Source organism: Leucogemmata humicola (assembly GCF_055379415.1).
Window position 1 is genome coordinate 3,014,352 of record NZ_AP040875.1, and the last position, 22,310, is coordinate 3,036,661.

General features: G+C 62.7%; 19 protein-coding genes. All 19 read left to right on the forward strand.

The window, feature by feature from the left end; all coding sequences use genetic code 11:
* Positions 1-22: 22 nt before the first annotated feature.
* The 19 genes from pyrH to lysA all read left to right on the forward strand — a co-directional run bounded on the left by pyrH (position 23) and on the right by lysA (position 22,307).
* Positions 23-739: a UMP kinase gene (gene pyrH, locus AC6H4Z_RS12560; RefSeq protein ID WP_497542310.1), complete on the forward strand. Its 717-nt coding sequence runs from the start codon at positions 23-25 to the stop codon at positions 737-739.
* Positions 736-1,290, forward strand: a complete 555-nt coding sequence (gene frr / locus AC6H4Z_RS12565) for a ribosome recycling factor (RefSeq protein WP_497542311.1) — start codon at positions 736-738, stop codon at positions 1,288-1,290. Before pyrH ends, frr begins: the two co-directional genes overlap by 4 nt.
* The gene (locus AC6H4Z_RS12570; protein WP_497542312.1) at positions 1,287-2,201 is read left to right on the forward strand and encodes a phosphatidate cytidylyltransferase; all 915 of its coding nucleotides are present in this window, start codon (positions 1,287-1,289) and stop codon (positions 2,199-2,201) included. Before frr ends, AC6H4Z_RS12570 begins: the two co-directional genes overlap by 4 nt.
* On the forward strand, positions 2,198-3,340 hold the full coding sequence (gene dxr, locus AC6H4Z_RS12575; RefSeq protein ID WP_497547039.1) for a 1-deoxy-D-xylulose-5-phosphate reductoisomerase: 1,143 nt from the start codon (positions 2,198-2,200) through the stop codon (positions 3,338-3,340). The genes AC6H4Z_RS12570 and dxr overlap by 4 nt, the downstream gene beginning before the upstream one ends.
* Complete coding sequence (gene rseP / locus AC6H4Z_RS12580) at positions 3,334-4,770, forward strand: RIP metalloprotease RseP (RefSeq protein WP_497542313.1); 1,437 nt, start codon at positions 3,334-3,336, stop codon at positions 4,768-4,770. Before dxr ends, rseP begins: the two co-directional genes overlap by 7 nt.
* Before the next feature lie 129 nt (positions 4,771-4,899).
* Positions 4,900-5,160 (forward strand): 30S ribosomal protein S15, encoded by a 261-nt coding sequence (gene rpsO / locus AC6H4Z_RS12585; RefSeq protein ID WP_497542314.1) that lies wholly within the window; start codon positions 4,900-4,902, stop codon positions 5,158-5,160.
* Between the two features lie 101 nt (positions 5,161-5,261).
* Positions 5,262-7,490, forward strand: a complete 2,229-nt coding sequence (locus AC6H4Z_RS12590) for a polyribonucleotide nucleotidyltransferase (protein WP_497547040.1) — start codon at positions 5,262-5,264, stop codon at positions 7,488-7,490.
* Between the two features lie 8 nt (positions 7,491-7,498).
* Complete coding sequence (locus AC6H4Z_RS12595; RefSeq protein ID WP_497542315.1) at positions 7,499-8,758, forward strand: M16 family metallopeptidase; 1,260 nt, start codon at positions 7,499-7,501, stop codon at positions 8,756-8,758.
* 104 nt (positions 8,759-8,862) lie between these two features.
* Positions 8,863-9,978, forward strand: a complete 1,116-nt coding sequence (ald, locus tag AC6H4Z_RS12600; protein WP_497542316.1) for an alanine dehydrogenase — start codon at positions 8,863-8,865, stop codon at positions 9,976-9,978.
* Between the two features lie 267 nt (positions 9,979-10,245).
* Positions 10,246-11,283 (forward strand): rod shape-determining protein, encoded by a 1,038-nt coding sequence (locus AC6H4Z_RS12605; protein WP_497542317.1) that lies wholly within the window; start codon positions 10,246-10,248, stop codon positions 11,281-11,283.
* Between the two features lie 9 nt (positions 11,284-11,292).
* Positions 11,293-12,462 carry a rod shape-determining protein MreC gene (gene mreC / locus AC6H4Z_RS12610; protein WP_497542318.1) on the forward strand — a complete coding sequence of 390 codons (1,170 nt, stop codon included), beginning with the start codon at positions 11,293-11,295 and terminating at the stop codon, positions 12,460-12,462.
* Positions 12,459-12,947, forward strand: coding sequence for a rod shape-determining protein MreD (mreD, locus tag AC6H4Z_RS12615; RefSeq protein ID WP_497542319.1), 489 nt, complete (start codon positions 12,459-12,461; stop codon positions 12,945-12,947). Before mreC ends, mreD begins: the two co-directional genes overlap by 4 nt.
* On the forward strand, positions 12,944-14,731 hold the full coding sequence (gene mrdA, locus AC6H4Z_RS12620) for a penicillin-binding protein 2 (protein ID WP_497542320.1): 1,788 nt from the start codon (positions 12,944-12,946) through the stop codon (positions 14,729-14,731). The genes mreD and mrdA overlap by 4 nt, the downstream gene beginning before the upstream one ends.
* Entirely contained in the window at positions 14,731-15,990 is a 1,260-nt protein-coding gene (rodA, locus tag AC6H4Z_RS12625; RefSeq protein ID WP_497542321.1) for a rod shape-determining protein RodA, read from the forward strand. Before mrdA ends, rodA begins: the two co-directional genes overlap by 1 nt.
* 81 nt (positions 15,991-16,071) lie before the next feature.
* Entirely contained in the window at positions 16,072-16,938 is an 867-nt protein-coding gene (gene accD, locus AC6H4Z_RS12630) for an acetyl-CoA carboxylase, carboxyltransferase subunit beta (protein WP_497542322.1), read from the forward strand.
* A gap of 25 nt (positions 16,939-16,963) precedes the next feature.
* Positions 16,964-18,259, forward strand: coding sequence for a bifunctional folylpolyglutamate synthase/dihydrofolate synthase (locus tag AC6H4Z_RS12635; protein ID WP_497542323.1), 1,296 nt, complete (start codon positions 16,964-16,966; stop codon positions 18,257-18,259).
* A gap of 9 nt (positions 18,260-18,268) precedes the next feature.
* Positions 18,269-19,549, forward strand: coding sequence for a histidine--tRNA ligase (hisS, locus tag AC6H4Z_RS12640; protein ID WP_497542324.1), 1,281 nt, complete (start codon positions 18,269-18,271; stop codon positions 19,547-19,549).
* Positions 19,550-19,572: 23 nt separating this feature from the next.
* Positions 19,573-21,042 (forward strand): proline--tRNA ligase, encoded by a 1,470-nt coding sequence (proS, locus tag AC6H4Z_RS12645; protein WP_497542325.1) that lies wholly within the window; start codon positions 19,573-19,575, stop codon positions 21,040-21,042.
* Positions 21,024-22,307 carry a diaminopimelate decarboxylase gene (lysA, locus tag AC6H4Z_RS12650; RefSeq protein WP_497542326.1) on the forward strand — a complete coding sequence of 428 codons (1,284 nt, stop codon included), beginning with the start codon at positions 21,024-21,026 and terminating at the stop codon, positions 22,305-22,307. Before proS ends, lysA begins: the two co-directional genes overlap by 19 nt.
* Positions 22,308-22,310 lie beyond the last annotated feature (3 nt).

Sequence of the window (22,310 nt, forward strand, 5' to 3'; positions counted from 1 at the left end):
CCGCTCGCTGCGCTCGCAGAGGATGACAGCCGACCTGAAGTATCCGAGGATCCTCCTCAAACTCTCCGGCGAAGCCCTCGCTGGAGATAAGGGATTCGGGTACGACTTCGATGCCGTCGGTCGCTTCGCTGATGAAATCGTTCGGCTGAAGGAGACAGGCGCGTCGATCGGACTCGTGATCGGCGGCGGCAACATCGTCCGCGGATCGCTGCTGTCCAAGACTGGCATGGACCGCGTCGCCGCCGATTACATGGGTATGCTCGGCACCGTGATTAACGCGATGGCCGTGCAGGACGTGCTCGAGCGAAAAGGCATCGACACGCGCGTCATGACGGCGATCCGCATGGAGGAGATCGCGGAGCCGTACATTCGCCGCCGCGCCATTCGGCATCTCGAGAAGGGGCGCACGGTGATCTTCGCCGCAGGCACCGGGAATCCGTATTTCTCGACCGACACCGCCGCGGTATTGCGCGCCATTCAGATCAAGGCCAACGTCATCATCAAGGCGACGAGTGTCGATGGTGTCTACTCGGCCGATCCGAAGAAGGAACCGAACGCAAAGCTGTACGACGAGATCAGCTTCCGCGACGTCATCATGGAAGACCTCAAGGTGATCGATCAGACCGCGATCACTTTGTGCCGTGAGAACTCGCTGCCGCTGATCGTTCTCAACATCCACCGTCCGGGCGCGATCGTCGCGGCGGTTCGCGGCGAGCGCGTCGGCACCCTGGTTCGATGAGCTCGATTCAACAAATCCTGAAGGACGCACGCACGGCGATGGACAAAGACATCGCCCACGTCAAACACGAATTCGCCTCCGTCCGCTCGGGCAAGGCGTCGCCGAGCATGCTCGACGCCGTCAAGGTCGAGATGTACGGCCAAATGATGGCGATGAACCAAGTGGCCACCGTGAACGCTCCGGAGCCGCGTGTCCTCATCGTCACCCCGTTCGACAAGGGACAGATCAAGATCGTCGAAAAGGCGATCCGCGAAGCCGGCCTCGGACTCGAGCCGTCGGCGCAGGGCGCGATCATTCGCGTGCCGCTGCCGATGATGAACGAGCAGCGTCGCAAGGAACTCGTGAAGGTCGTCCACAAGTACGCCGAGGAAGGGAAGGTTGCCGTTCGTCACGGACGCACGCACGCGCGTGAAGCCCTCAAGAAGTTGAGCGGCGTGTCCGAAGACGACGTGAAGCACGCCGAGAAGGACCTGCAGAAGGTCCACGACGACTTCATTCACAAGATCGACGAGTTGATCAAGGCGAAGGAAGCCGAGATCATGGAAGTGTGAGCTCCGAGCTCACGCGTCGTACCCTGTTCGGAGTGATCGCGGCTCCGATCGCCATCGCAATTCTGGTGGTAGGAGGAGCGCCCCTCGCGGCGCTCCTCGCTATTACTGCCGCTCTCGGTGCCTGGGAATTTTTCCGCATCGCTCGCGCGACAGGACTCACCCCGATGGACAATGTCGGGATCGTCATCGCCGGATTGATCCCGCTGCTCGTGCACGCGCGCTATCTGCGCCTGTACGACCCGGCAGGCGGCATGGGGCCGGCATCGCTCGCCGCGCTCGTCGCCCTCTTGGTGCTAGCGCTGACGATCTGGACGCGCGGCGTCGATGGGAAGCCGCTCGGCGCGGCCGCGACGACGCTCTTTGGCGCGGCGTATACCGGTGGCATGCTGAGCTTCGGATACGCCATTAGAAATTACGAATACGCATTCGCTGATGCCGCGGTGCCACTCGCCGGCCGGACGTTCGCCATTCCGTCGGGTGGGCTGCTGCTGCTGCTCCCCGTGTTCGTGACCTGGGCGTCGGACATCGGCGCGTACGCGGTCGGACGAACGATGGGTCGCACTAAGCTCATTCCGTCGGTGAGTCCCGGAAAAACCGTGGAAGGTTCGATCGGTGGACTGCTCGCCAGCATGCTGGTCGCTTGGGCGTACACGCAGTTCCTGCTCCGGCCGACCGCGCACCTCGGCTTCCGATACGCGCCCGCCGGCGTGTTGCTCTTTGGCGCAATCGTGAGTGTGGCGGCCCAGATTGGAGACCTCGCGGAATCGCTCATCAAGCGCGAGGCAGGCGTGAAGGACAGCTCGCACCTGATCCCGGGACACGGCGGCATTCTCGATCGGTTCGACAGCCTGTTCTTCGTGATGCCCATTGCGTACGTGTTGCTCGGAGCCATGCTCACGTGGGCACCGTGACGCGCGACGAGCGACAGGGCGTGGCAATTCTCGGGTCGACCGGATCGATCGGCACGACGGCGCTGCGTGTCTTGGAGCGTCAGAGCGAACGCTTTCGCGTTGCAGCGCTCACGGCATTCAACAACGCTCAACTCCTCAGCGAACAAGCCGAGCGCTTTGCGCCGGGCTTCGTTGGCATCGTGCGGAACGGCGTCGAACCGCATCCGAATTGGAGCGTCGGACCGGAATGTTTGGTCGAAGCCGCGGCGCGTGACGACGTCGATATCGTGCTGAATGCCGTGGTGGGTGCCGCCGGTCTCGATGCCACCTTGGCGGCCCTGTCCCGCGGCAAGCGCGTCGCGCTCGCCAATAAGGAAACGCTCGTCATGGCGGGCAGCATCGTGGGCGTCGCGTGCGCCGAGGGCGGGGGAGAAATCATTCCGGTCGACAGCGAGCACAGCGCGATCCTGCAGTGCATCACCGGCCGTCCAGGAGTGGAAGTTCGGCGTGTGATCATCACCGCGTCTGGCGGTCCGTTTCGGCAGTGGACGCCAGAGCAACTCGAGCGGGCCACGCTCCAGGATGCACTCCGCCACCCGACCTGGCAGATGGGTCGCAAGATCACCGTGGACAGCGCCACGCTCGCCAACAAGGCGCTCGAGGTCATCGAGGCGCACTTTCTCTTCGACCTGCCGTACGACCGCATCGAGGTCGTCGTGCATCCGCAGAGCATTGTGCATTCGTTTGTCGAGTTCGTCGACGGCAGCGTTCTCGCTCAGCTCGGCGTGCCGAGCATGGAGCTGCCGGTGCTGTACGCATTGACGCATCCGGACCGGGTCGCTGATAGCGGGGTACCACAATTCGACCCGGTCGCGTCATCGCCGTTGACGTTCGAGCGGTTGCCCGCAGAACGTTTTCCTGCCTTTGCTCTGGGTGTCGCGGCCGGTAGGCAGGGAGGCGCGGCGCCTGCGGTATTCAACGCGGCAAACGAAGCTGCGGTCGCACTGTTTCTTGATGGACGAATTCACTTCAGCGATATCGGCGTGGCGATTGCGGGCGCACTGGATGCGCTCGCCGGTCTCCCCGGCCACAGTCGCGATACGATCGTTGCCGCGGACGCGGCGGCGCGTCGCCACGTTCAGGAACGGTTTGGATGCTAGCGATTCTCGCCCCAATTCTCGTTTTCGGACTCGTGATCTTCGTGCACGAGCTCGGGCATTTCCTGGCTGCCAAAGCGGTGGGCGTTTACGCACCCCGTTTCTCGATCGGATTTGGTCCGGCCATCTTTCGCATCCGGAAGGGCGAGACTGAGTACGTCCTCGCCTGGCTCCCGCTTGGCGGCTACGTGCGAATGGCGTCGCGCCACGACGCCGAGACCGCCTTTCTCGAGGGCGGCTCGGAAGAGGCCACGGCTCGCGCGGAGCAGGACAAGGGCTACGATCCGAACGCGATGATTCCGTTCGGCCCAAAGCCGGTTCCAGAGAACCGCTGGTTCGAGAGCAAGCCGTTGTGGGCGCGCATCGTGATCATGATCGCGGGCGTTTTCATGAACATCGTGCTGGCCATCGTCGTCGGCACCGGGTTGGCGATGAGCTACGGCCAGGTGGTGTATCCGTCCACGGTCGTCGGCGCGGTTCACGCGCCAGCGGACATCCCCGAACTCTCTCAGTTGAAGGCCGGGGACACGCTCCGTGCAATCAACGGATCGCCCGTGCACACGTGGAACGAGGTCCGGAAGCAGATCGAGGCGAGTACCGCCACGCTGAGCATGACCACCCAGCGCGGCACCGTGACGGTTCCGCTCGCCGGTAAGCCCAACGCGCCCGCTGAACGCGTGGCCGACGGCGTCGTCTACTACCTCTCACCCGTGATCGATGCCGTGTTGCCGGGCGAGCCAGCGGCCGCCGCGGGGCTCAAGGGTGGCGACTCCGTGATGACTGTCGATGGCCGGCCGGTGTGGTCGTGGACGGACATGGTGGATCAGGTCGCCGCGTCACCAGGTCGGCCGGTAGCGCTGGTGGTCTCCCGCAAAGGGGGGACGGACACGATTCACGTGACGCCGAAGTCCGTCACGGAACCCGATCCCGTGACGGGCGCAGAACGCACCGTCGGCAAGATTGGCGCGGCCGCTCGCGACCCGTCGATCAAACAGCCGATCGGCTTCGGGACGGCCGCGAAGACCGGCGTGCTAATCACGTGGGCCGGCGCGGGTCAGATCTTCAAGATCTTGCACGACATCGGGACGGGCGAGGTGTCGGTCAAGCAATTGGGCGGGCCAATCGCGATCACCCGTGCGTCGGTGAGCGCGGCTCAAAATGGACTCGGGCGACTGTTTGAACTCATTGCGCTGCTGAGCATTAACGTCGCTGTGCTCAACCTTCTTCCCATCCCGATTCTCGACGGTGGTCAGATCCTGATCAACGTGTTGGAGTCGGCCAAGGGAAGTCCGTTCAGCATGCGCACGCGCGAGTACATCCTGCGCTTTGGGCTCGTGGCGATCGCTCTTCTGTTCGCGATCGTGATGTACAACGACACGCGCGCTGGATTCGCCAAACTCTTCGGTTGGGTCGGACGATTGTTTGGTGCGTGAGATTGCGCGGCGCTTAGGGTCAGATTTCTCCTAAGTGTGCCCTTTACATTGCGTTACCAAGTAGCTACGCTTCTGTGCTACCTCATAAAACTACGTGCGCTGCCCTTCGGCGGCGGGAACTCACAGGACATGGCTTTCGAAAAAAGCACGACCGTCGAGAAGTACCGGACCCACGAAACCGATAGCGGTTCGACGCGCGTCCAAATCGCGCTCCTCAGCGAGCGGATCAAGTACCTCACGGATCACTTTCGGTCCCACAAGAACGACCATCATGGTCGCCGCGGCCTTCTGAAGATGAACGGCAAGCGTCGTCGCCTGCTCAATTACATGAAGCGTGTCGACGTTGACGGCTATCGCTCGATCATCAAGGAACTCGGACTTCGGTACTAGTTCTTGTCGGTGCACCACGGCGCGGGCGCAATGATTGCGGCCCGCGCGTTTTGTATTCCCAGACATGCAGTTCCACAGCCATTTCCAGGCACACAGCAATGATGCAACGCGTTGAGAAGACGTTTGCAGGACGCAAGCTCGTCATCGAGACGGGCCGCATGGCCAAACAGGCCGCAGGTTCAGCGCTCGTAACGTTCGGCGACACCATGGTGCTCGCGGCCGTCACGGTGAGCGAGACGAAGAGTGCACTCGACTTCTTCCCGCTCCTCGTTGAGTACCGCGAGAAGACCTACGCCGCCGGTAAGATCCCGGGCGGATACATCAAGCGCGAAGGCCGTCCGAGCGATGCCGAAATTCTTTCGGCGCGCATCGTCGACCGCTCCATTCGCCCGCTGTTCCCCGAGGGCTTCAAGAACGAAGTCCAAGTGTTCATCTACGTCGTCTCGGCGGACCAGGAAAATGCTCCGGACGTGCTGGCGCTCGTCGCCGCATCGGCCGCGCTGAACGCCTCCAAGATTCCGTTCGCGACTCCGGTCGCCGCGGTGCGCGTCGGTCGCATTCAGGACAAGTGGGTCCTCAACCCCACGTTCGAGCAGCTCGGCTACAGCGACATGGAAATCGTCGTCGCTGGCTCGTCCGATTCGATCAACATGGTCGAAGGCGGCGCGCTCGAAGTGAGCGAAGAGGATGTCGTCGAAGCACTGACCGTCGCGCAGAAGGGCATTCGTGAGTTGATCGGCGCCCAGGAAGAACTGGTCAAGGCAATGGCCTCCGAGCGTCCGGCCAAGATGGACTGGACGAAGACCGAAATGGCCGATGCGCTCGTCACGCGCGTAAAGGCCCTCGCCGACGCCAAGATCAAGGAAGCGCTCAATCAGAAGGACAAGCACGGCCGCATCGCCGCCGTCGAGCGCGTCAAGCATGAAATCGCCGAAGCTCTCGGCACCGAGTTCCCCGACAACGGCAAGGACGTGAAGGCTGTCCTCGGCGACGTCGAGTACAACCAGCTCCGTTCCCAGGTGCTCGACACGGGTCTCCGCGTCGACGGCCGCAAGCCGAACGAAGTTCGCCCGATCACGATCGACACGAGCGTGCTCCCGCGCGCTCACGGTTCCGCGCTGTTCACGCGCGGCCAGACGCAGGCGCTCGTTGCCGCAACGCTCGGCACGGGCAACGACGTTCAGCGTCTCGAGTCGATCAACGAGGCGAAAGAAATCACGAAGTCGTTCATGCTGCACTACAACTTCCCGCCGTTCTCCACGGGTGAAGTGCGTCCGATGCGCGGTACGTCACGCCGCGAAATCGGCCACGGCAACCTCGCCGAGCGCGCAATTCAGGGCGTGCTGCCGGCGTTTGAAGAATTCCCATACACGATTCGTATCGTGTCGGACATTCTCGAGTCAAACGGTTCGTCGTCCATGGCGTCTGTTTGCGGCGCGTCGCTCTCGCTCTTCGACGCCGGCGTCCCGATTCGCTCGGCCGTCGCTGGTGTCGCGATGGGCTTGATCAAGGAAGGGAAGAAGTACGCGATCCTCACCGACATCCTCGGCACCGAAGACCACCTCGGCGACATGGATTTCAAGGTTGCAGGTACGCGCAACGGCATCACGTCCATCCAGATGGACATCAAGATCGAAGGCCTCGATCTCAAGATCATGAAGGAAGCCCTCGCGCAGGCCAAGGAAGGCCGCCTGCACATTCTGGGTGAGATGGACAAGGCGCTGCCGAGCAAGCGCGACGACCTGTCGCCGCACGCACCGCGCATCGTCACGATGAACATCAGCCCGGAAAAGATCGGCGATCTCATCGGACCCAAGGGCAAGACGATCCGTGGCATCCAGGACGAAACGGGCGCCGAACTCACGGTCGACGACACGGGTCTCGTCACGATCGCTGCGGTTGGCGGCGAGTCGATGGAGCGCGCGCGTCAGATGGTGCAGGCCCTGACGGCCGAGCCGGTGGTTGGCGAGACGTATGAGGGAAATGTGAAGACGACTACGCCGTTCGGCGCATTCGTCGAGATCATGCCGGGCACCGAAGGCCTCGTCCACATCTCCGAGATGCGCTGGGAGCGCACCGAGAAGACGGAAGACGTGGTCAAGAAGGGCGATCGCGTGAAGGTGAAGCTCATCGATCGCGACGAGCGTGGACGTCTTCGTCTGTCGATGAAGGCGCTGCTCCCGCGTCCCGAAGGCATGCCCGAACCCGAGCCCGGCTCTGGAAACGGCGGCTCTGGCGAAGGGAGCGATCGTCCGCCCCGTCGTGAGAGCAGCGACCGTGGCCCGCGTCGCGGTGGCCGCGGCGGCGGAGACCGTTCGCGTCGCGATTGAGCAGCGCAGTGGACCTCATCGCGGCTGACGCCGCGCTTCGTCGCACCGTTTTACCAAATGGACTGACCGTACTCTCGGAGCACATGCCCGGGGTGCGGTCGGTTTCTTTTGGCGCGTGGGTGCGCGCAGCATCGCTGCACGAGTCGCGTGAACGAATGGGTGTATCGCACCTGCTCGAGCACATGGTGTTCAAGGGAACCGCGAAACGCAGCGCGCACGAAATCGCGCTGTCGCTCGAAGCGCTGGGCGGTTCACTCGACGCGTACACATCGCGCGAGCACACGGTGTATCAAGGGCGGGTGCTCGATGAGCATCTGTCGCAGGCGGCCGATGTCATTGGCGACATCGTGCTGCATCCCACGCTCCGCGACACCGATCTCTCACTCGAGCGGAAGGTGATTCTCGAGGAGATCGGGATGGTCGAGGACACGCCCGACGATCTCGTATTCGAGTTGCACAATGAGGCGCTGTGGGGCAATCACCCCTACGGCTACTCGATTCTCGGTACGCGACAGACGGTCAATCACCTCGGCGTTCGAGAGCTTCGCGATCTGCATGCCCGGGCGTACCATCCGGGCCAGTTGGTGGTCGTCGCTTCGGGGAATGTCGAGCATGACCAGTTGATCGACGTTCTTTCAGCCACCGGTTGGACCGACATTCCGAGTGGCGATCGAAGCCCAATGGTGGCTCAGCCTCCGGTCGCGGCAGCGCCGACGTCGCGCCACGTGGCTCGCGACGGTGCGCAAACGCACATCGTGGCGGGAACAACCGCTGTGCCGCACAGCGATCCCCGGCGTTTCCCGATGCTGCTTCTCAGCATGCTGCTCGGCGGTGGCATGAGCTCGCGGCTCTTTCAGCGCGTGCGTGAGGAGCTCGGGCTCGCTTACTCCGTGTACACGTATCAGACGTTCCACGCGGACGCTGGAATGCACGGTGTGTATGTGGCGACGGCGCCGGAATCGGCGAGCGCTGCCCTGGATGCCATTCGAAACGAGCTGCAGGCGGTGGTAGACAACGGGCTGCCGGCCGACGAAGTCGCGATGGGACGGCAGCAGCTGAAAGGTCAGGTTACGTTGTCGCTCGAAAGCGTCTCGTCGCGAATGTACCGTGCGGCCTCGGTGGAACTGTACTCTGAGCCATACCGCACGCTGGACGAGTTGCTGGCCCTGATCGACGGGATCACGGCCGACGACATTGCCAGCGTGGCGCGCGAGTTCTTCTCGCCCGATCGGCTCACCGTCGTGAGCCTGGGCCCCAAGGGCGCATAGCAGGCTAGGGGCGATTAGGTTCAAGCCGTCGTACCCTGGGGTGGCGCCTTTTGTCGCCACAACGGGCGAATGTCACACTCATAACACTCAGCCCACTTTTTCCAATGAAAGTCGGCGTTCCGAAAGAGATCAAAACCAACGAGAACCGCATCGCTCTCGTGCCGGCCGGCGCCGAAGCGCTCGTCGGAGCAGGACACTCGGTGCTCATCGAGACCGGTGCTGGTTTGGGCAGTGGGTTTGCCGACGAGGCCTACACTGCTGTCGGCGCCAAGATCGCGCCTGACGCTGCGACCACGTGGCGTGACAGCGACATGATCATGAAGGTGAAGGAGCCGATCGAGCGCGAATGGCCGCACATGAAGCGCGGTCAGCTCATCTTCACCTATTTCCACTTTGCCGCCGACGAAAAGCTCACGAAGGCCCACATCGACAGCGGCGCCACGTGCGTTGCCTACGAGACGGTCGAGCTGCCGACGCGCGAACTGCCGCTCCTCACGCCAATGTCCGAAGTCGCTGGACGGATGGCGGTGCAGGAAGGCGCCAAGTACCTCGAGAAGCTGTACGGCGGCCGGGGAGTGCTCCTCGGCGGCGTCCCCGGAGTTGCTCCGGCCAAGGTCGTGATCCTCGGCGGTGGTATCGTCGGTATCAACGCGGCCAAGATGGCGGCGGGCATGGGCGCCAAGGTTACGATCCTCGACCTGTCGCTCGAGCGCCTGCGGTATCTGTCGGACGTCATGCCGGCCAACTGCGTGATGATCCACTCGAACCGCCACAACATCCTCGAGCAGATCACGACGGCCGATCTCGTCGTCGGTGGCGTGCTGATTCCAGGCGCCAAGGCGCCGAAGCTCATTCGCCGCGAAGACCTCAAGCTGATGCAGCCTGGGGCCGTGATCGTAGACGTCGCGATCGACCAGGGCGGCTGCGTGGAGACCATTCACGCCACGACCCACGAGAACCCGACGTACGTCGTGGACAACATCATCCACTACGGCGTGGCGAACATGCCTGGCGGCGTGCCGCGGACATCGACGCTCGCGCTCACCAACGCAACGCTGCCGTATGCGCTGCAGCTGGCGAACAAGGGCTGGAAGAAGGCCCTCAAGGACAACCCGGCGCTCCTCAAGGGGCTCAACATGACCGAGGGTCACGTGACCTATCCGGGCGTGGCCGAGGCGTTCGGAATGACGTACGAGGAGCCGTCGAAGTTCGTCGGCTGACGCAGGGTCGTAGGTCGCTGTTATCCTGAGCGTTCAGGCTCGTCATCCTGAGCGGAGACGAAGGGTCGCTATCCAGGTGCAGGTAAACTGCCCGCGGGACGGCGATCCTTCGTTCGCTTTGTTCGATTGGATGTCCGCGACCCGGTGGTAGAAATCCCGCCGCGCCACGACGCTGCAAGGTACCGTATCTTGCGATAAGCCAATATCTTGTAGAGGCGGCGCTGCTTCTTTGAGGTTAACCGCTGTTTACGACTTTTCCGGGACTGGATGCGCTGGCCTTTCATCAAGGCGGGGTCGCTGTTCCCCGCAAACGCGATTGGTGTCGACCTCGGCACCGCGAACACACTGATCTACGTCAAGGGTGAGGGCATCGTCCTGAACGAGCCCTCGGTCGTTGCGATAGACCGTGATTCCAAAAAAATCAAAGGCGTTGGACTCGAGGCGAAACGCATGCTCGGGCGGACGCCCGACGGTGTGATCGCCGTACGTCCCATGAAGGACGGCGTCATCGCCGACTTCGACGTCACGGAGAAAATGCTTCGGTATTTTCTCACACTGATCATCGAGAACCACGTCTTCAAGGTGAAGCCGCGCGTCATCGTCTGTGTGCCTTCTGGCATTACAGAAGTTGAACGACGCGCCGTACGCGACTCCGCACTCGGCGCAGGCGCGAAAGAAGTATTCATGGTTGCCGAGCCAATGGCTGCGGCGATCGGCGTCGGTCTGCCGGTGGAAACGCCGACGGGCAACATGGTGATCGACATCGGCGGCGGCACGACGGAAATCGCAGTCATCGCGCTGTCCGGCATCGTGAGCGACACGTCCATCCGGACGGGCGGCGATGAGCTCGACACGTCGATCGTGCAGTTCATGCGCAAGAATTACAATTTGCTCATCGGCGAGCCAACAGCCGAGCAGATCAAGATCACGATTGGTTCGGCCGCTCCAGTCGGCGATGAGCGCGAGATGGAAGTGAAGGGCCGCGATCTCGTGTCCGGCATTCCGAAAACGGTTCGCGTGCACTCGAGCGAAATCCGCGAAGCGATTCAGGAGCCGATTCAGCAGATCGTCGACGCCGTTCGCCGCGCGCTGGAAATCACGCCGCCGGAATTGGCGAGCGACATCGTCGACCGCGGTATCGTCATGACGGGCGGCGGCGCGCTGATTCGTGGACTCGATTTGCTGCTTAGCCAGGAAACGAGCCTGCCCATTCACGTCGACGAAGATCCGCTGACATGCGTGGTCCGCGGCACAGGCCGGATTCTTGACGATGAGGAGAAGTACTGGTCGGTCCTCAGCACGTGAGGTAAGCGGGTGGCAAATGCAGCACGCCTAGGAAGCCGAATTGACGCCGGCCTGTTGGCCGGCTGCATCGTATTGTCCCTCGTTGCGGTCGCCCTGCCCAACGAGAGTCGTGAACCAATTGCCAGCGCCCTCCGGCGCACCGTCGTCGCCCCGCTCGTTGGGCTGCAACGTGGCGCCGAGCGCTGGCGAAGTGCCTGGGCGACAAGTGAGCGACAGCAGCTCGCTCAGGATTCGCTTGCCCTGCGCGGCGTGAAATCACAGGCGCTGCAGTTGGAGAACGACCAACTGCGCAAGCTCATCGGCCTGGGCTCTCGTCTCGAGTGGGGCTTCGTGCCCGCAGAGGCGCTGCACAGCACGGCGCCGAGCGAAGACCTCGTCACCAATCTGACGCTGACGGCCGGCAGCACCGCGGGCATTAAGCGGTACAGCCCGGTCGTCGCACCAGAAGGGTTGGTCGGCACCATTCAGAATGCCGACCCCACGATGAGCATCGCCATTCTGTACACGCATCCGGATTTTCGCGCGAGCGCGATGTCGGCGGACGGAACGGCATTCGGCATCATGTATCCGCATGCAGATCGCGCTGGCGGCGGCGACGCGTACATGCTCGAACTCCGCGGCGTACCCACGCGCGTGGTGCTCAAGCCAAACACCGTCATCTATACGTCTGGTCTAGGCGGCACCTTTCCACGCGGCATCACGATCGGAACCGTGCTCCAGGAGATCAAGACGGCAGAAGTCTGGACGCGCACGTATCTCATACGTCCGGCGGTGACGCCGTCTCGCGTGACGACCGTGCTGGTCCTTACAGCGCAGCGCGTCACGCAGGGCACTGGTAACGTGTGGGGCGCGACCGTCAACGCCGACTCGGCGACCAAGCGCATTGCGGCCGCTGGAGATTCTCTGGCCAAACAAGCCGCGCTGTTGCAGGCGCAGGCTCGAGCGGCTGCTCTCGATTCGATGAAGCGCGCGACGATCGACTCGGTACGTCGCTCGCTTGGCGCGGCGCCCATGCCGGTTTCCCCAACCGACAGCGCAGCGCTCCGTGGCGCGCAATCTGCCCCGCAACCCGCTCAAACGACTCGGCCGGCGCCAGCACAGACGGCGCCGCGACGCGACACCACCCGCGTCAGGCGCGATTCATCGCGCGCTGATACTACGCGAAATCCTCGTCCATGAATGTGACCGGCGCCGTGCGGACAATCGTCGTCTGCGCGATTTTGATCGTTCTGCACTACACGCTCCGGCCACTGCTCGCGTGGCGAGCTTCGATCGACTTTCTCATCGTTGCGCTGCTGCTGGGGTCGGTGCGTTTGCGACCAGGCGCCGCTGCGGTGTATGGATTTCTTCTCGGCATGGTCGCCGATTCGCTCTCCGTGAGCGCGTTCGGTGCATCTGCACTCGGCATGGCGGTCGTCGGATTCTCGGCGTCGTGGCTCAAGGCAGTATTCTTCGCTGACAACCTGGCGTTGAACGGATTCTTTCTGTTTCTCGCCAAATGGATCTTTGATTTGATTTTCCTACTCGTCGGGCACCGCGCGCATGGCGCTGAGCTCGCGATGCAGATCTTCGTCTGGTCTCCGCTGTCCGCGGCGGTGACTGCGGTGGCCGGCGTGATCGCGCTGTCGTTGTTGAAACCGCTGATGGAAGTGCGAACGGCGTGAGCTTTCACCCGAACGACATCGTACGACGTGGCCGCGCAGCGAGCATCATCGTTTGCGGCGTGCTCGTCTTTCTCCTGAGCGCGTTCTTTCGCGCGCAGGTGATTCGCAATCAGGACTACACGCTCAAGTCGGAAGAAAACCGACTCCGGCAGATTCCAACGCCCGCGCCGCGCGGCAAGATCCTCGATCGCAACAACAAGCCAATCGCCGAGAACGTCGTCGGCTATTCGGTGGCGCTGCTCGCGCAGAACGAGGACACGCTTCGTGCGACGATCACCCGGCTGAGCGGCACGATCCAGCTCACGAAGAAGCAGCTGGAGGACGCCATCCGGCGCTATCGTCGCGACGCGACGCGCCCCACGGTGATCGTCCAGGACGCGTCGTTCGACGTCGTGTCGGCGCTCGAAGAGCACCGCATGGAGTTTCCGAGTCTGATCATTCAGTCGGCGCCTAAGCGCATCTATCCAACAGGCGAGGCGGTTGGCGGATTCGTTGGGTACGTCGGCGAAATCAGCGAGGGCGAGCTCGGCAACATGTCCGGCTACAAAGCCGGGCAACTCATCGGCAAGCAGGGGCTCGAAAAGCAGTACGAGTCGGTGCTGCGCGGACGCGAAGGCGTTCAATTCGTGGAAGTCGACGCGCGCAATCGCATCGTGCCAAACGCTCGCGCCCGCGAGGCGGTCACGCCGCAGGAAGGGCCGCCGCTGTATACGAACATCGATCTCGATCTTCAGGACTACATCCACCAGCTCTTTGCCGACACCCTCGCCGGCGCCGTGGTGGCCATGGTTCCACAGACGGGCGAAGTACTGGCGCTGTACAGCTCGCCGGGCATCGATCCGAACCGATTCGTCGGCGGCGTTCCGGCCTCGTATTACGATTCTCTAAATACCGATCCCCGACGCCCGTTGTACAACAAGGCGCTTCAGGGAAAGTATCCGCCGGGCTCCACGTTCAAACTCGCCACGTCGGTCATTGCGCTCGAAGACAGTCTCATCGACTTCAACACGCACATGCCCCAGGCGTGCAATGGCTATTACTACCTGGGCAATCGCGCGTGGAAGTGCTGGCGCAAGGAAGGACACGGTAGCCTCGATCTCTATGGGGCCATCGCGAAGTCGTGCGACGTGTACTTCTATCAGCTTGGACAGAAAATCACGCTCAGCCGGTTCATCGCCGGCGGCGTCGGCCTTGGCTTCGACAAAAAGACCGGAATCGATCTGCCGGATGAAAAGCGTCCGGATTTTCCGTCGTCGTTCCCCGACTATTTCAACCAGAAGTACGGTCCGCGCGGCTGGACGTCGGGCGAGAAGGAGCTGAATCTCGCGATCGGTCAGGGCGAGAACGCTCAGACCGTGCTCAACATGGCTCGCTTCTATAGCGCGCTGGCCACGGATGGCACAGAACCCACGCCGATGATCAAGCGTGGCCAGCCAAAGCTTTCAAAACAGATTCGGCTGACCGCCGATCGCGTCGCGCTGCTACGAAAGGCGATGATGGGGGTCGTTTCGGAGGGTGGAACCGCGGCGGCAGCGGCGATCAAAGGTGTGAACGTTGCCGGAAAGACTGGAACCGCGCAGACGATGCGCTTTTCGTCAGGAGGCAAGCCGCTGTACTACGCGTGGTTTGCTGGCATGGCCCCAGCCGAAGCGCCAAAGGTTGTCGTCGTCGTCATGGTACCTGACGTGACCTTCGAAGGTGCAACGTCCGCCGGGCTCGCCACCAAGATCATCGCGCACTACCTGCACACGTCAATCGCCAACACGATCGAGAACACAGGCTGATGGCAACGACGCGACGCATCAACGTCGACCTGCCGCTCATCTCCACGGCCGTCATTCTGTCGCTGTACGGCCTGGCCGTCGTGTTCTCCGCGGGGCGCACGGACGTGCACACCGTCGCGACGAACGCGTACCGCGCGCAATTCGTTTGGCTGATCGTCGCCATCATTGCTGCGTTTTCCGTGAGCCGAGCGTCGGTGCGACTCATCGAGTGGATGACCGTGCCGGCATACGCCTTCACGATTCTCCTTCTCGTTGCGCTGCTCATCGGTCTTGGATCAGGCGGTGGAACAGCGCGAAGTACGGCGGGCTGGCTGACGATCGCAGGGCATCGCCTCGGGCAACCCGCCGAATTCGCGAAGCTCACCGTCGTGTTGATGCTCGCCCGAGTGTTGTCGCAGAACAAAGTGGCGCCGCGCTCGATGATCGAGCTGTGGAAACCGATTGCCATCGCCGGCGTACCGCTCCTGCTGATCATGGGTCAGGGCGACCTCGGCACATCGATTGTGTTCGTCGGAATTTTTCTGGCGATGCTCTTCTGGGCCGGCGTCGCGTGGCAGCTACTCGTCTTGCTCGCGAGCCCCGTCATCAGTCTCATCCTCGGCTTTGATTCGCGAATTTGGGGCACCTGGTTCCTGCTGCTATTGGCCCTCGTGCTCTGGTACAAGCCGTTCCTCGGCGAAGGGCTCTTCGTGGTGGCGGCGAACGTGATGATGGGCATCGTCGGTCCGTATCTGTGGGAGCACCTCAAGCCGTATCGTCAGGCGCGCTTGAAGGTCTTCCTCGATCCGTCGTCCGACCCGCGCGGCAGCGGCTACCACGTCATCCAGTCGCAGGTGGCGATTGGCTCAGGTGGATGGTTGGGCCGCGGCTATCTGAACGGTCCGCAGAAACGCCTCGCGTTTCTCCCAGAGCAGTACACGGACTTCATCTTCGCGGTCGTGGGAGAGGAACTCGGTTTCCTTGGCGTGACCACGGCGCTCGCGCTCTTCCTGCTGCTATTCCTCCGTGTCATTCGCATTTCCGAACGCGCGAACGATTCGTTCAGCAGCCTCGTTGCCTTCGGCTTGCTCGCCAGCTGGTTCACGCACGTCTTCGAGAACGTCGGAATGACCGTGGGAGTTATGCCCATCACGGGAATTCCGCTGCCGTTCTTCAGCTACGGCGGCTCGTTCATGCTCGCGTGTTGGCTGGCCATCGGCGTACTCGCGCGGATCTCGAGCGAAGGACGCGGCGGCAAGATGGGCCCGCTGAAGGTCTAGCCAACAGGACAGGGCGCTAGCAGTCGCTAACGTGGGTGGGAAGCCCTAGCCTCACCGGACTCGGCCCGCCAAATTGCGCGCATGGCCTGGTTCAAGAAGGAGAGCAAGCCGCCTCGGAAGCCCCGTCGCGAACGTCTGGAGATTCCCGCCGACGTTTGGGAAAAGTGTGAGGCGTGCGGGCATACCGACATTCGCGAAAAGTTCGTGCGGAACATGAACGTCTGCCCGAATTGCGACTATCATCGGCGCATCCGCGCGAGCGACTACTGCAACATCCTGCTCGATGAGGGCTCGATGGAGGAGGTCGAGGTCGATCTTCGGTCCGTCGACCCACTCGGCTTCCCGGATTATCCTGGACGCCTCAAGAAGGCGATTGCCAACGCAGGCGACACCGACGCGCTGCTCGCGTCCACGGGAACGCTCGACTCACTTCCGGTGAACCTGGGCGTCATGGACTTCGCGTTCATGGGCGGTTCCATGGGCTCGGTCGTCGGCGAAAAGATCGCGCGTCTTGGCCAACGATCGCTCGAGCGAAAGTACCCGCTGATCATCATCTCGGCGTCGGGTGGCGCGCGCATGCAGGAAGGCGTGCTGTCGCTGATGCAGATGGCCAAGGTTGCCGCCGTTCTCGCGCAGCTGGCCGAGCGTCGTATTCCGTACATCTCCATTCTCACGAACCCAACGACCGGCGGCGTGAGCGCGAGCTACGCCATGCTCGGCGACGCGATCCTCGCCGAGCCAGGAGCAGTCATCGGCTTCGCGGGTCCGCGCGTCATCAAGCAGACGCTCGGTCAGGACCTCCCAGAGGGTTTCCAGACGGCGGAGTTCCTGCTCGACCACGGAATGCTCGACAACGTGGTGCACCGGCGAAATCTCAAGCGAACGATGAGCCAGCTGCTTCGGCACATGTCTGGCCGGCCGGCGGCAACGGGATGGGCGTCGGCCTAACGACCGCGTTGCAGACGATACAATCGTGGTGAAGACCGCTCCGCTTCCCGGGTATCAGGGCGCGCTCGATTTTTTGTTCGCGCGAACCACCGGCGGCTACAAATTCGGCCTCGAACGCACCGTCGAGCTGCTCGACCGGCTCGGTAACCCCCACCGCGCGTATCCGGTGCTGCACATTGCCGGCACGAACGGGAAGGGCAGCAGCGTGGCGACGATCTCCGCGCTACTGACGGCTCGTGGGCAGCGCGTTGCCACGTACACGTCGCCTCACCTCGTCGACTTTCGGGAGCGGATGGTCGTTGCGGGACAGCCGGTTCCCGCCGACGATGTCGTGGCGTTCATCGCGAACAATCTTCCGGTGATCGAGGAGATCGGCGCGAGCTTTTTCGAGGCAACGACGGTCATGGCGTTCGACTACTTCGCGCGCGCCAAAGCCGATGTTGCGATCGTTGAGGCCGGCCTTGGCGGTCGTCTCGACTCGACGAACGTCGTGCTGCCGGTCGTCGCGGGAGTCACGTCGATTGGCCTCGATCATACCGAGTATCTCGGCTCGACGCTCGAGGAGATCGCGCGAGAGAAAGCGGGAATCTTCAAGCCGGGACGGCCCGCGGTGATTGGCGAGACCGACCCGCACATTCGTGCCCTGCTTGCTGAGCACGCGCGCGCTGCTGGTGCATCCGACGTGCGCATCGTGGCGGATGAAATCGAACTCAATGAGGTTCGCGTGACCGCGGCTGGCACGTCATGCGACATTGCCTGGCGCGGAGAACGTGCGACGATTCAGACACCGCTCGCCGGGCGTCATCAGGCGTCGAATCTCGCCTTCTCGCTCGTGATGCTCGACGCGGCCGGCGGCCGGTTCGCCACCAGTCTCAGCGATGCGAAACGCGACATCGATCGCGTTCAGATTCCTGGTCGTTTTCAGCACGTCGGCAAATTCATCTTCGACGTCGCGCACAATCCGGCGGGAAGCGAAGTGCTCGCGCAGACCGTTGCCTCGATTGCACCACCAGAGCCGGTTGCGGTCGTGCTTTGTGTGCTCCGCGACAAGGATTGGCGAGAAATGATTCGCGTCCTCCGGCGAGTCGCGTCGCGCTTCATACTCACCATGGCGCCGACGGCGCCAGCGAGCCGGGCGTGGGATCTGAGCGAAGTCGAGGGGTTCGTGCGCGAGTTGGGGATCGAGGCCGAAGTCGTGCCCGATTTTGGCGCGGCGCTGGAGGCTGGCGCCTCCGCAGCGTCGACGGTACTCGTCACCGGATCGTTTCACACGGTCGGCGATGCAATGGCGCTGTTGCAGGTGTCGCCGCTGGGCGGGTAACTTTGAAGGATGGCCCAGGGCGCCCTCCCCGGTTTCCGAGATTTCTATCCTGAACAGTTCGCTGAACGCGCCCACATCATGGCCGCGTGGCGCGAGGCTGCTCGTCGTTTCGCATTTGTCGAATACGACGGACCGCCGCTCGAGCCGCTCGAACTGTACACCAAGAAGAGCGGCGACGAGATCGTCGGCCAACTCTACAACTTCACCGACAAGGGTGGACGCGAGATCTCGCTTCGCCCAGAGATGACGCCGACGCTGGCGCGCATGGCCGCCGCGAAAGCGAATGCGCTACGCAAGCCAGTGCGTTGGTTCTCGATGCCGCAGCTCTTTCGCTACGAGCGACAGCAGCGCGGGCGTCTTCGCGAACACTTTCAGCTGAACGTCGACATCATCGGCGAAGCTGACGTCACGGCTGACGCCGAATTGCTGGCGGTCGCGATCGAGATCATGAGCGCGTGCGGTCTGTCGTCGCACGACGTACGCGCGCGCGTGTCCGATCGCCGCTTGCTACGAGCGATTCTCGGTGCGCTCGACGTCACTGACGAGCAGGCCCCGGCCGTGTTCGGCGTGATCGACAAATTCGATCGCCAGCCGCGCGACGTATCGCGAGAAAAGCTCGCGGCGCTCGGCATGTCGAGCGAGAACGTCGACGCGGTGTTCAGCCTACTCGGCGAAGTCACGCTCGATCATATCGAACAACAGTATGGGCAAGCTCCTGGCGTAGCGAAATGCCTCGCCGACATGCGCCGGTACTTCGATTGTCTCGACGCGCTCGGCGTGCTGTCGTGGGTCACGGTCGATTTGAAGATCGTGCGTGGCCTGGCGTACTACACCGGCATCGTCTTCGAGCTGTTCGACGCGAAAGGTGAATTGCGCGCCATCTGCGGTGGCGGTCGGTATGATAATTTGCTGAATTCGCTCGGCGGCGTTGATTTGCCGGCATTGGGTTTCGGCATGGGCGATGTCGTGCTTGCCGAACTGCTGCGTGATCGCGGACTCTTGCCGTCGAAGGTTGCTGGACCAGAAGTGTGGGTTGCCGCAGAGTCCCCAAACATGGAGCGCGACGTTCGTCGCGCGGCCACCGCGCTGCGACGTCTTGGCGTGAGCGTGGAGTACGCGCTCCGCGAGCAGGCAGTCATGAAGCAAGTAAAAGCGGCCAAGTCGGCCGGCGTTCAATTCGTGTTGACGCTGCGCGATCCGTCGGCGCACACCGCCGCGGAACGTCACAGCTGGAGCTCGCCCGATGTGCCTCCCGAATGGGAGCAGTTGCTCCACGACATCGGTCTCTAGTTCTCTCATCGCACCATCGATCAATGGCTGACGACAAAAAACTGACGACGCGCGAAGCCGACTTCAGCGCCTGGTACAACGAAGTAGTTCTGCGCGCTGAGCTCGCGGACTACTCGCCCGTGCGCGGTTGCATGGTCATTCGTCCGAATGGCTACGGCATCTGGGAGCGCATGCAGCGTGCCCTCGACGACATGTTCAAGGCGACGGGTCACAAGAACGCGTACTTCCCGCTGCTCATTCCGGAGAGCTTCCTGTCGAAGGAAGCGCAGCACGTCGAGGGTTTTGCGCCCGAAGTGGCCGTCGTGACACATGGCGGCGGTAAGAAGCTGGACGAGCCGCTGATCATTCGCCCCACCTCGGAAACGATCATCTACTCGATGTTCGCCAAGTGGGTGCAGAGCTATCGCGACCTGCCGCTGTTGATCAATCAGTGGGCAAACGTCGTGCGTTGGGAAATGCGCACGCGTCTCTTCCTGCGCACGCTCGAGTTCCTGTGGCAGGAAGGCCACACGGCGCACGCAACGCACGACGAGGCCGAGGAAGAAGCGCGCAAGATGCTCGGCGTCTATAGCGACTTCATGGAAGGTTGGATGGCGATGCCCGTCATCACCGGCCAGAAGACGGACGCTGAACGCTTTGCTGGCGCGCTGCGCACCTACTCGTGCGAAGCGATGATGCAGGACAACAAGGCGCTGCAGGCGGGCACGTCGCACAATCTCGGACAGAACTTCGCCAAGGCGTTTGACCTCAAGTTCCAGGCGGAGCACGGCGGCATCGAGCACGCGTGGAATACGAGCTGGGGCGTGTCGACGCGCCTGATCGGCGGTCTCGTGATGACGCACGGTGACGACAACGGTCTGCGCATTCCGCCACACCTCGCGCCGATCGAGCTCGTGATCGTTCCGATCTACAAGACCGAAGACGAGCGCAATCGCGTTCTGGACGCCGCTGACCGAATCGTCGACGTACTCGGCGACTGGGAACGCCGTGATCCAGGTCGTTTGCGCGTGCATCTCGACGATCGTGATGGCGTGAAGCCTGGCGCCAAATACTACGAGTGGGAGCTTCAAGGCGTTCCGCTCCGCATGGAGCTCGGGCCGCGCGACCTCGATAAGAATCAGGCGACGCTCGTTCGCCGCGACACGCGCGAGAAGAAGCCGGTCTCGCTCGACACGCTCGGTGAGGACGTTGCTGATTTGCTCATGCGCATTCAGGAGGACATGCTGATCGCGGCACGCGAGCGTCGCGAGGCAAACAGCGTGCGTCGTCGCATCAGCTACGACGAGTTCCGCAACTTGATGGAAGGCCCGGGGGCGTTCGTTTACGCCGGCTGGTGCGGAAGTCCCGAGTGCGAATCGCAGATCAAGGAAGAGACCAAAGCAACGATTCGCGTACTGCCTGACGAGGAGTTCCGTTCGGCCGAAGCGCCGACGCACTGTCTCAAGTGCGGCCGCCCAGCGAGCGCCGAGGCCGTATGGGCCAAGGCGTACTGACCACCGGTTTTGCCCGCGTCGACGGCACGATGCACTGCGAGGGCGTGTCCCTCCAGCGCATCGCCGAAGACGTCGGTACGCCGGCGTACATCTACAGCAGCGCGACCATTCGCGACCGGTATACACGCCTGTCGCAGATGCTCTCGCCGGTCACGCATCGTATTCACTATACGCTAAAGGCGAATTCCAGCCTCGGCGTGTTGACACTGCTGCGCGAGTTGGGCGCGGGAGTCGACGTGGTCTCGGGCGGCGAATTGTTTCGCGCGCTCCGAGCTGGGTTTGCGCCGTCGGACATCATCTTCGGCGGCGTTGGAAAGACCGAGAGTGAGTTGGCTGAGGCGCTCGATGCCGATGTGCTGCTGATCAATGCGGAGAGCGAGGCCGAGGTTCGGACCCTCGATCGCCTGGCGCGTGAGCGCGGCATTCAGGCACGTGTGTCGCTGCGCGTAAATCCCGAAGTCACGCTCGACTCGCCGCATGACTATATCAAGACGGGCGGGAAGGGACACAAGTTCGGTATTCCGTACGACGACGTGGTGCACGTGGCGCAGGTGGCGGCCGATCTCGCCAACGTTCGGCTCGTTGGTCTCGATATGCACCTCGGTTCGCAGCTCTCACGCATCGATCCGTATCTGGAAGGCACGGAGCGCCTGGCGTCGATCTTCTCAGAGTTGTCGAAGCGTGGCATCACGACGCTCGAGTACCTCGACATCGGCGGTGGGCTTGGCGTGCGGTACGATACGGAGGAGCCGCCCAACCTCCAGCGCTTTGCCGAACTGATTCTTCCGACGGTAGCCGCCACGGGCCTAAAACTGATCATGGAGCCCGGGCGTTTCATCATCGGCAACGCTGGTGCGCTCGTTGGTCAGGCGCTGTATCGGAAGCATAGCGGCGGCAAGGATTACGTCGTCGCCGATACGGGCATGACGGAACTCTTACGGCCGTCTCACTACGGCGCGTACCATCGCATCGTCGCCGTGAAAGAGCGTCAAGCTCAGGTGACGGTGGACGTCGTGGGCCCGGTGTGCGAGAGCGGCGACTTCCTCGCCCTCGACCGTGAGCTCGATGACGTGCAGCCTGGCGAGTACTTCGTGGTGTGCGATGCCGGCGCCTACGGCTTTGCGATGGCGTCGAACTACAATAGCCGTCTTAAGCCAGCTGAAGTGCTGGTGGACGGAGACAGATTCGCCGTGATTACCGCGCGCGAAACCTATGACGATCTCGTGCAGCGTGAGATTGCCAATCCCGAGTGGACGGAGGGATGACCC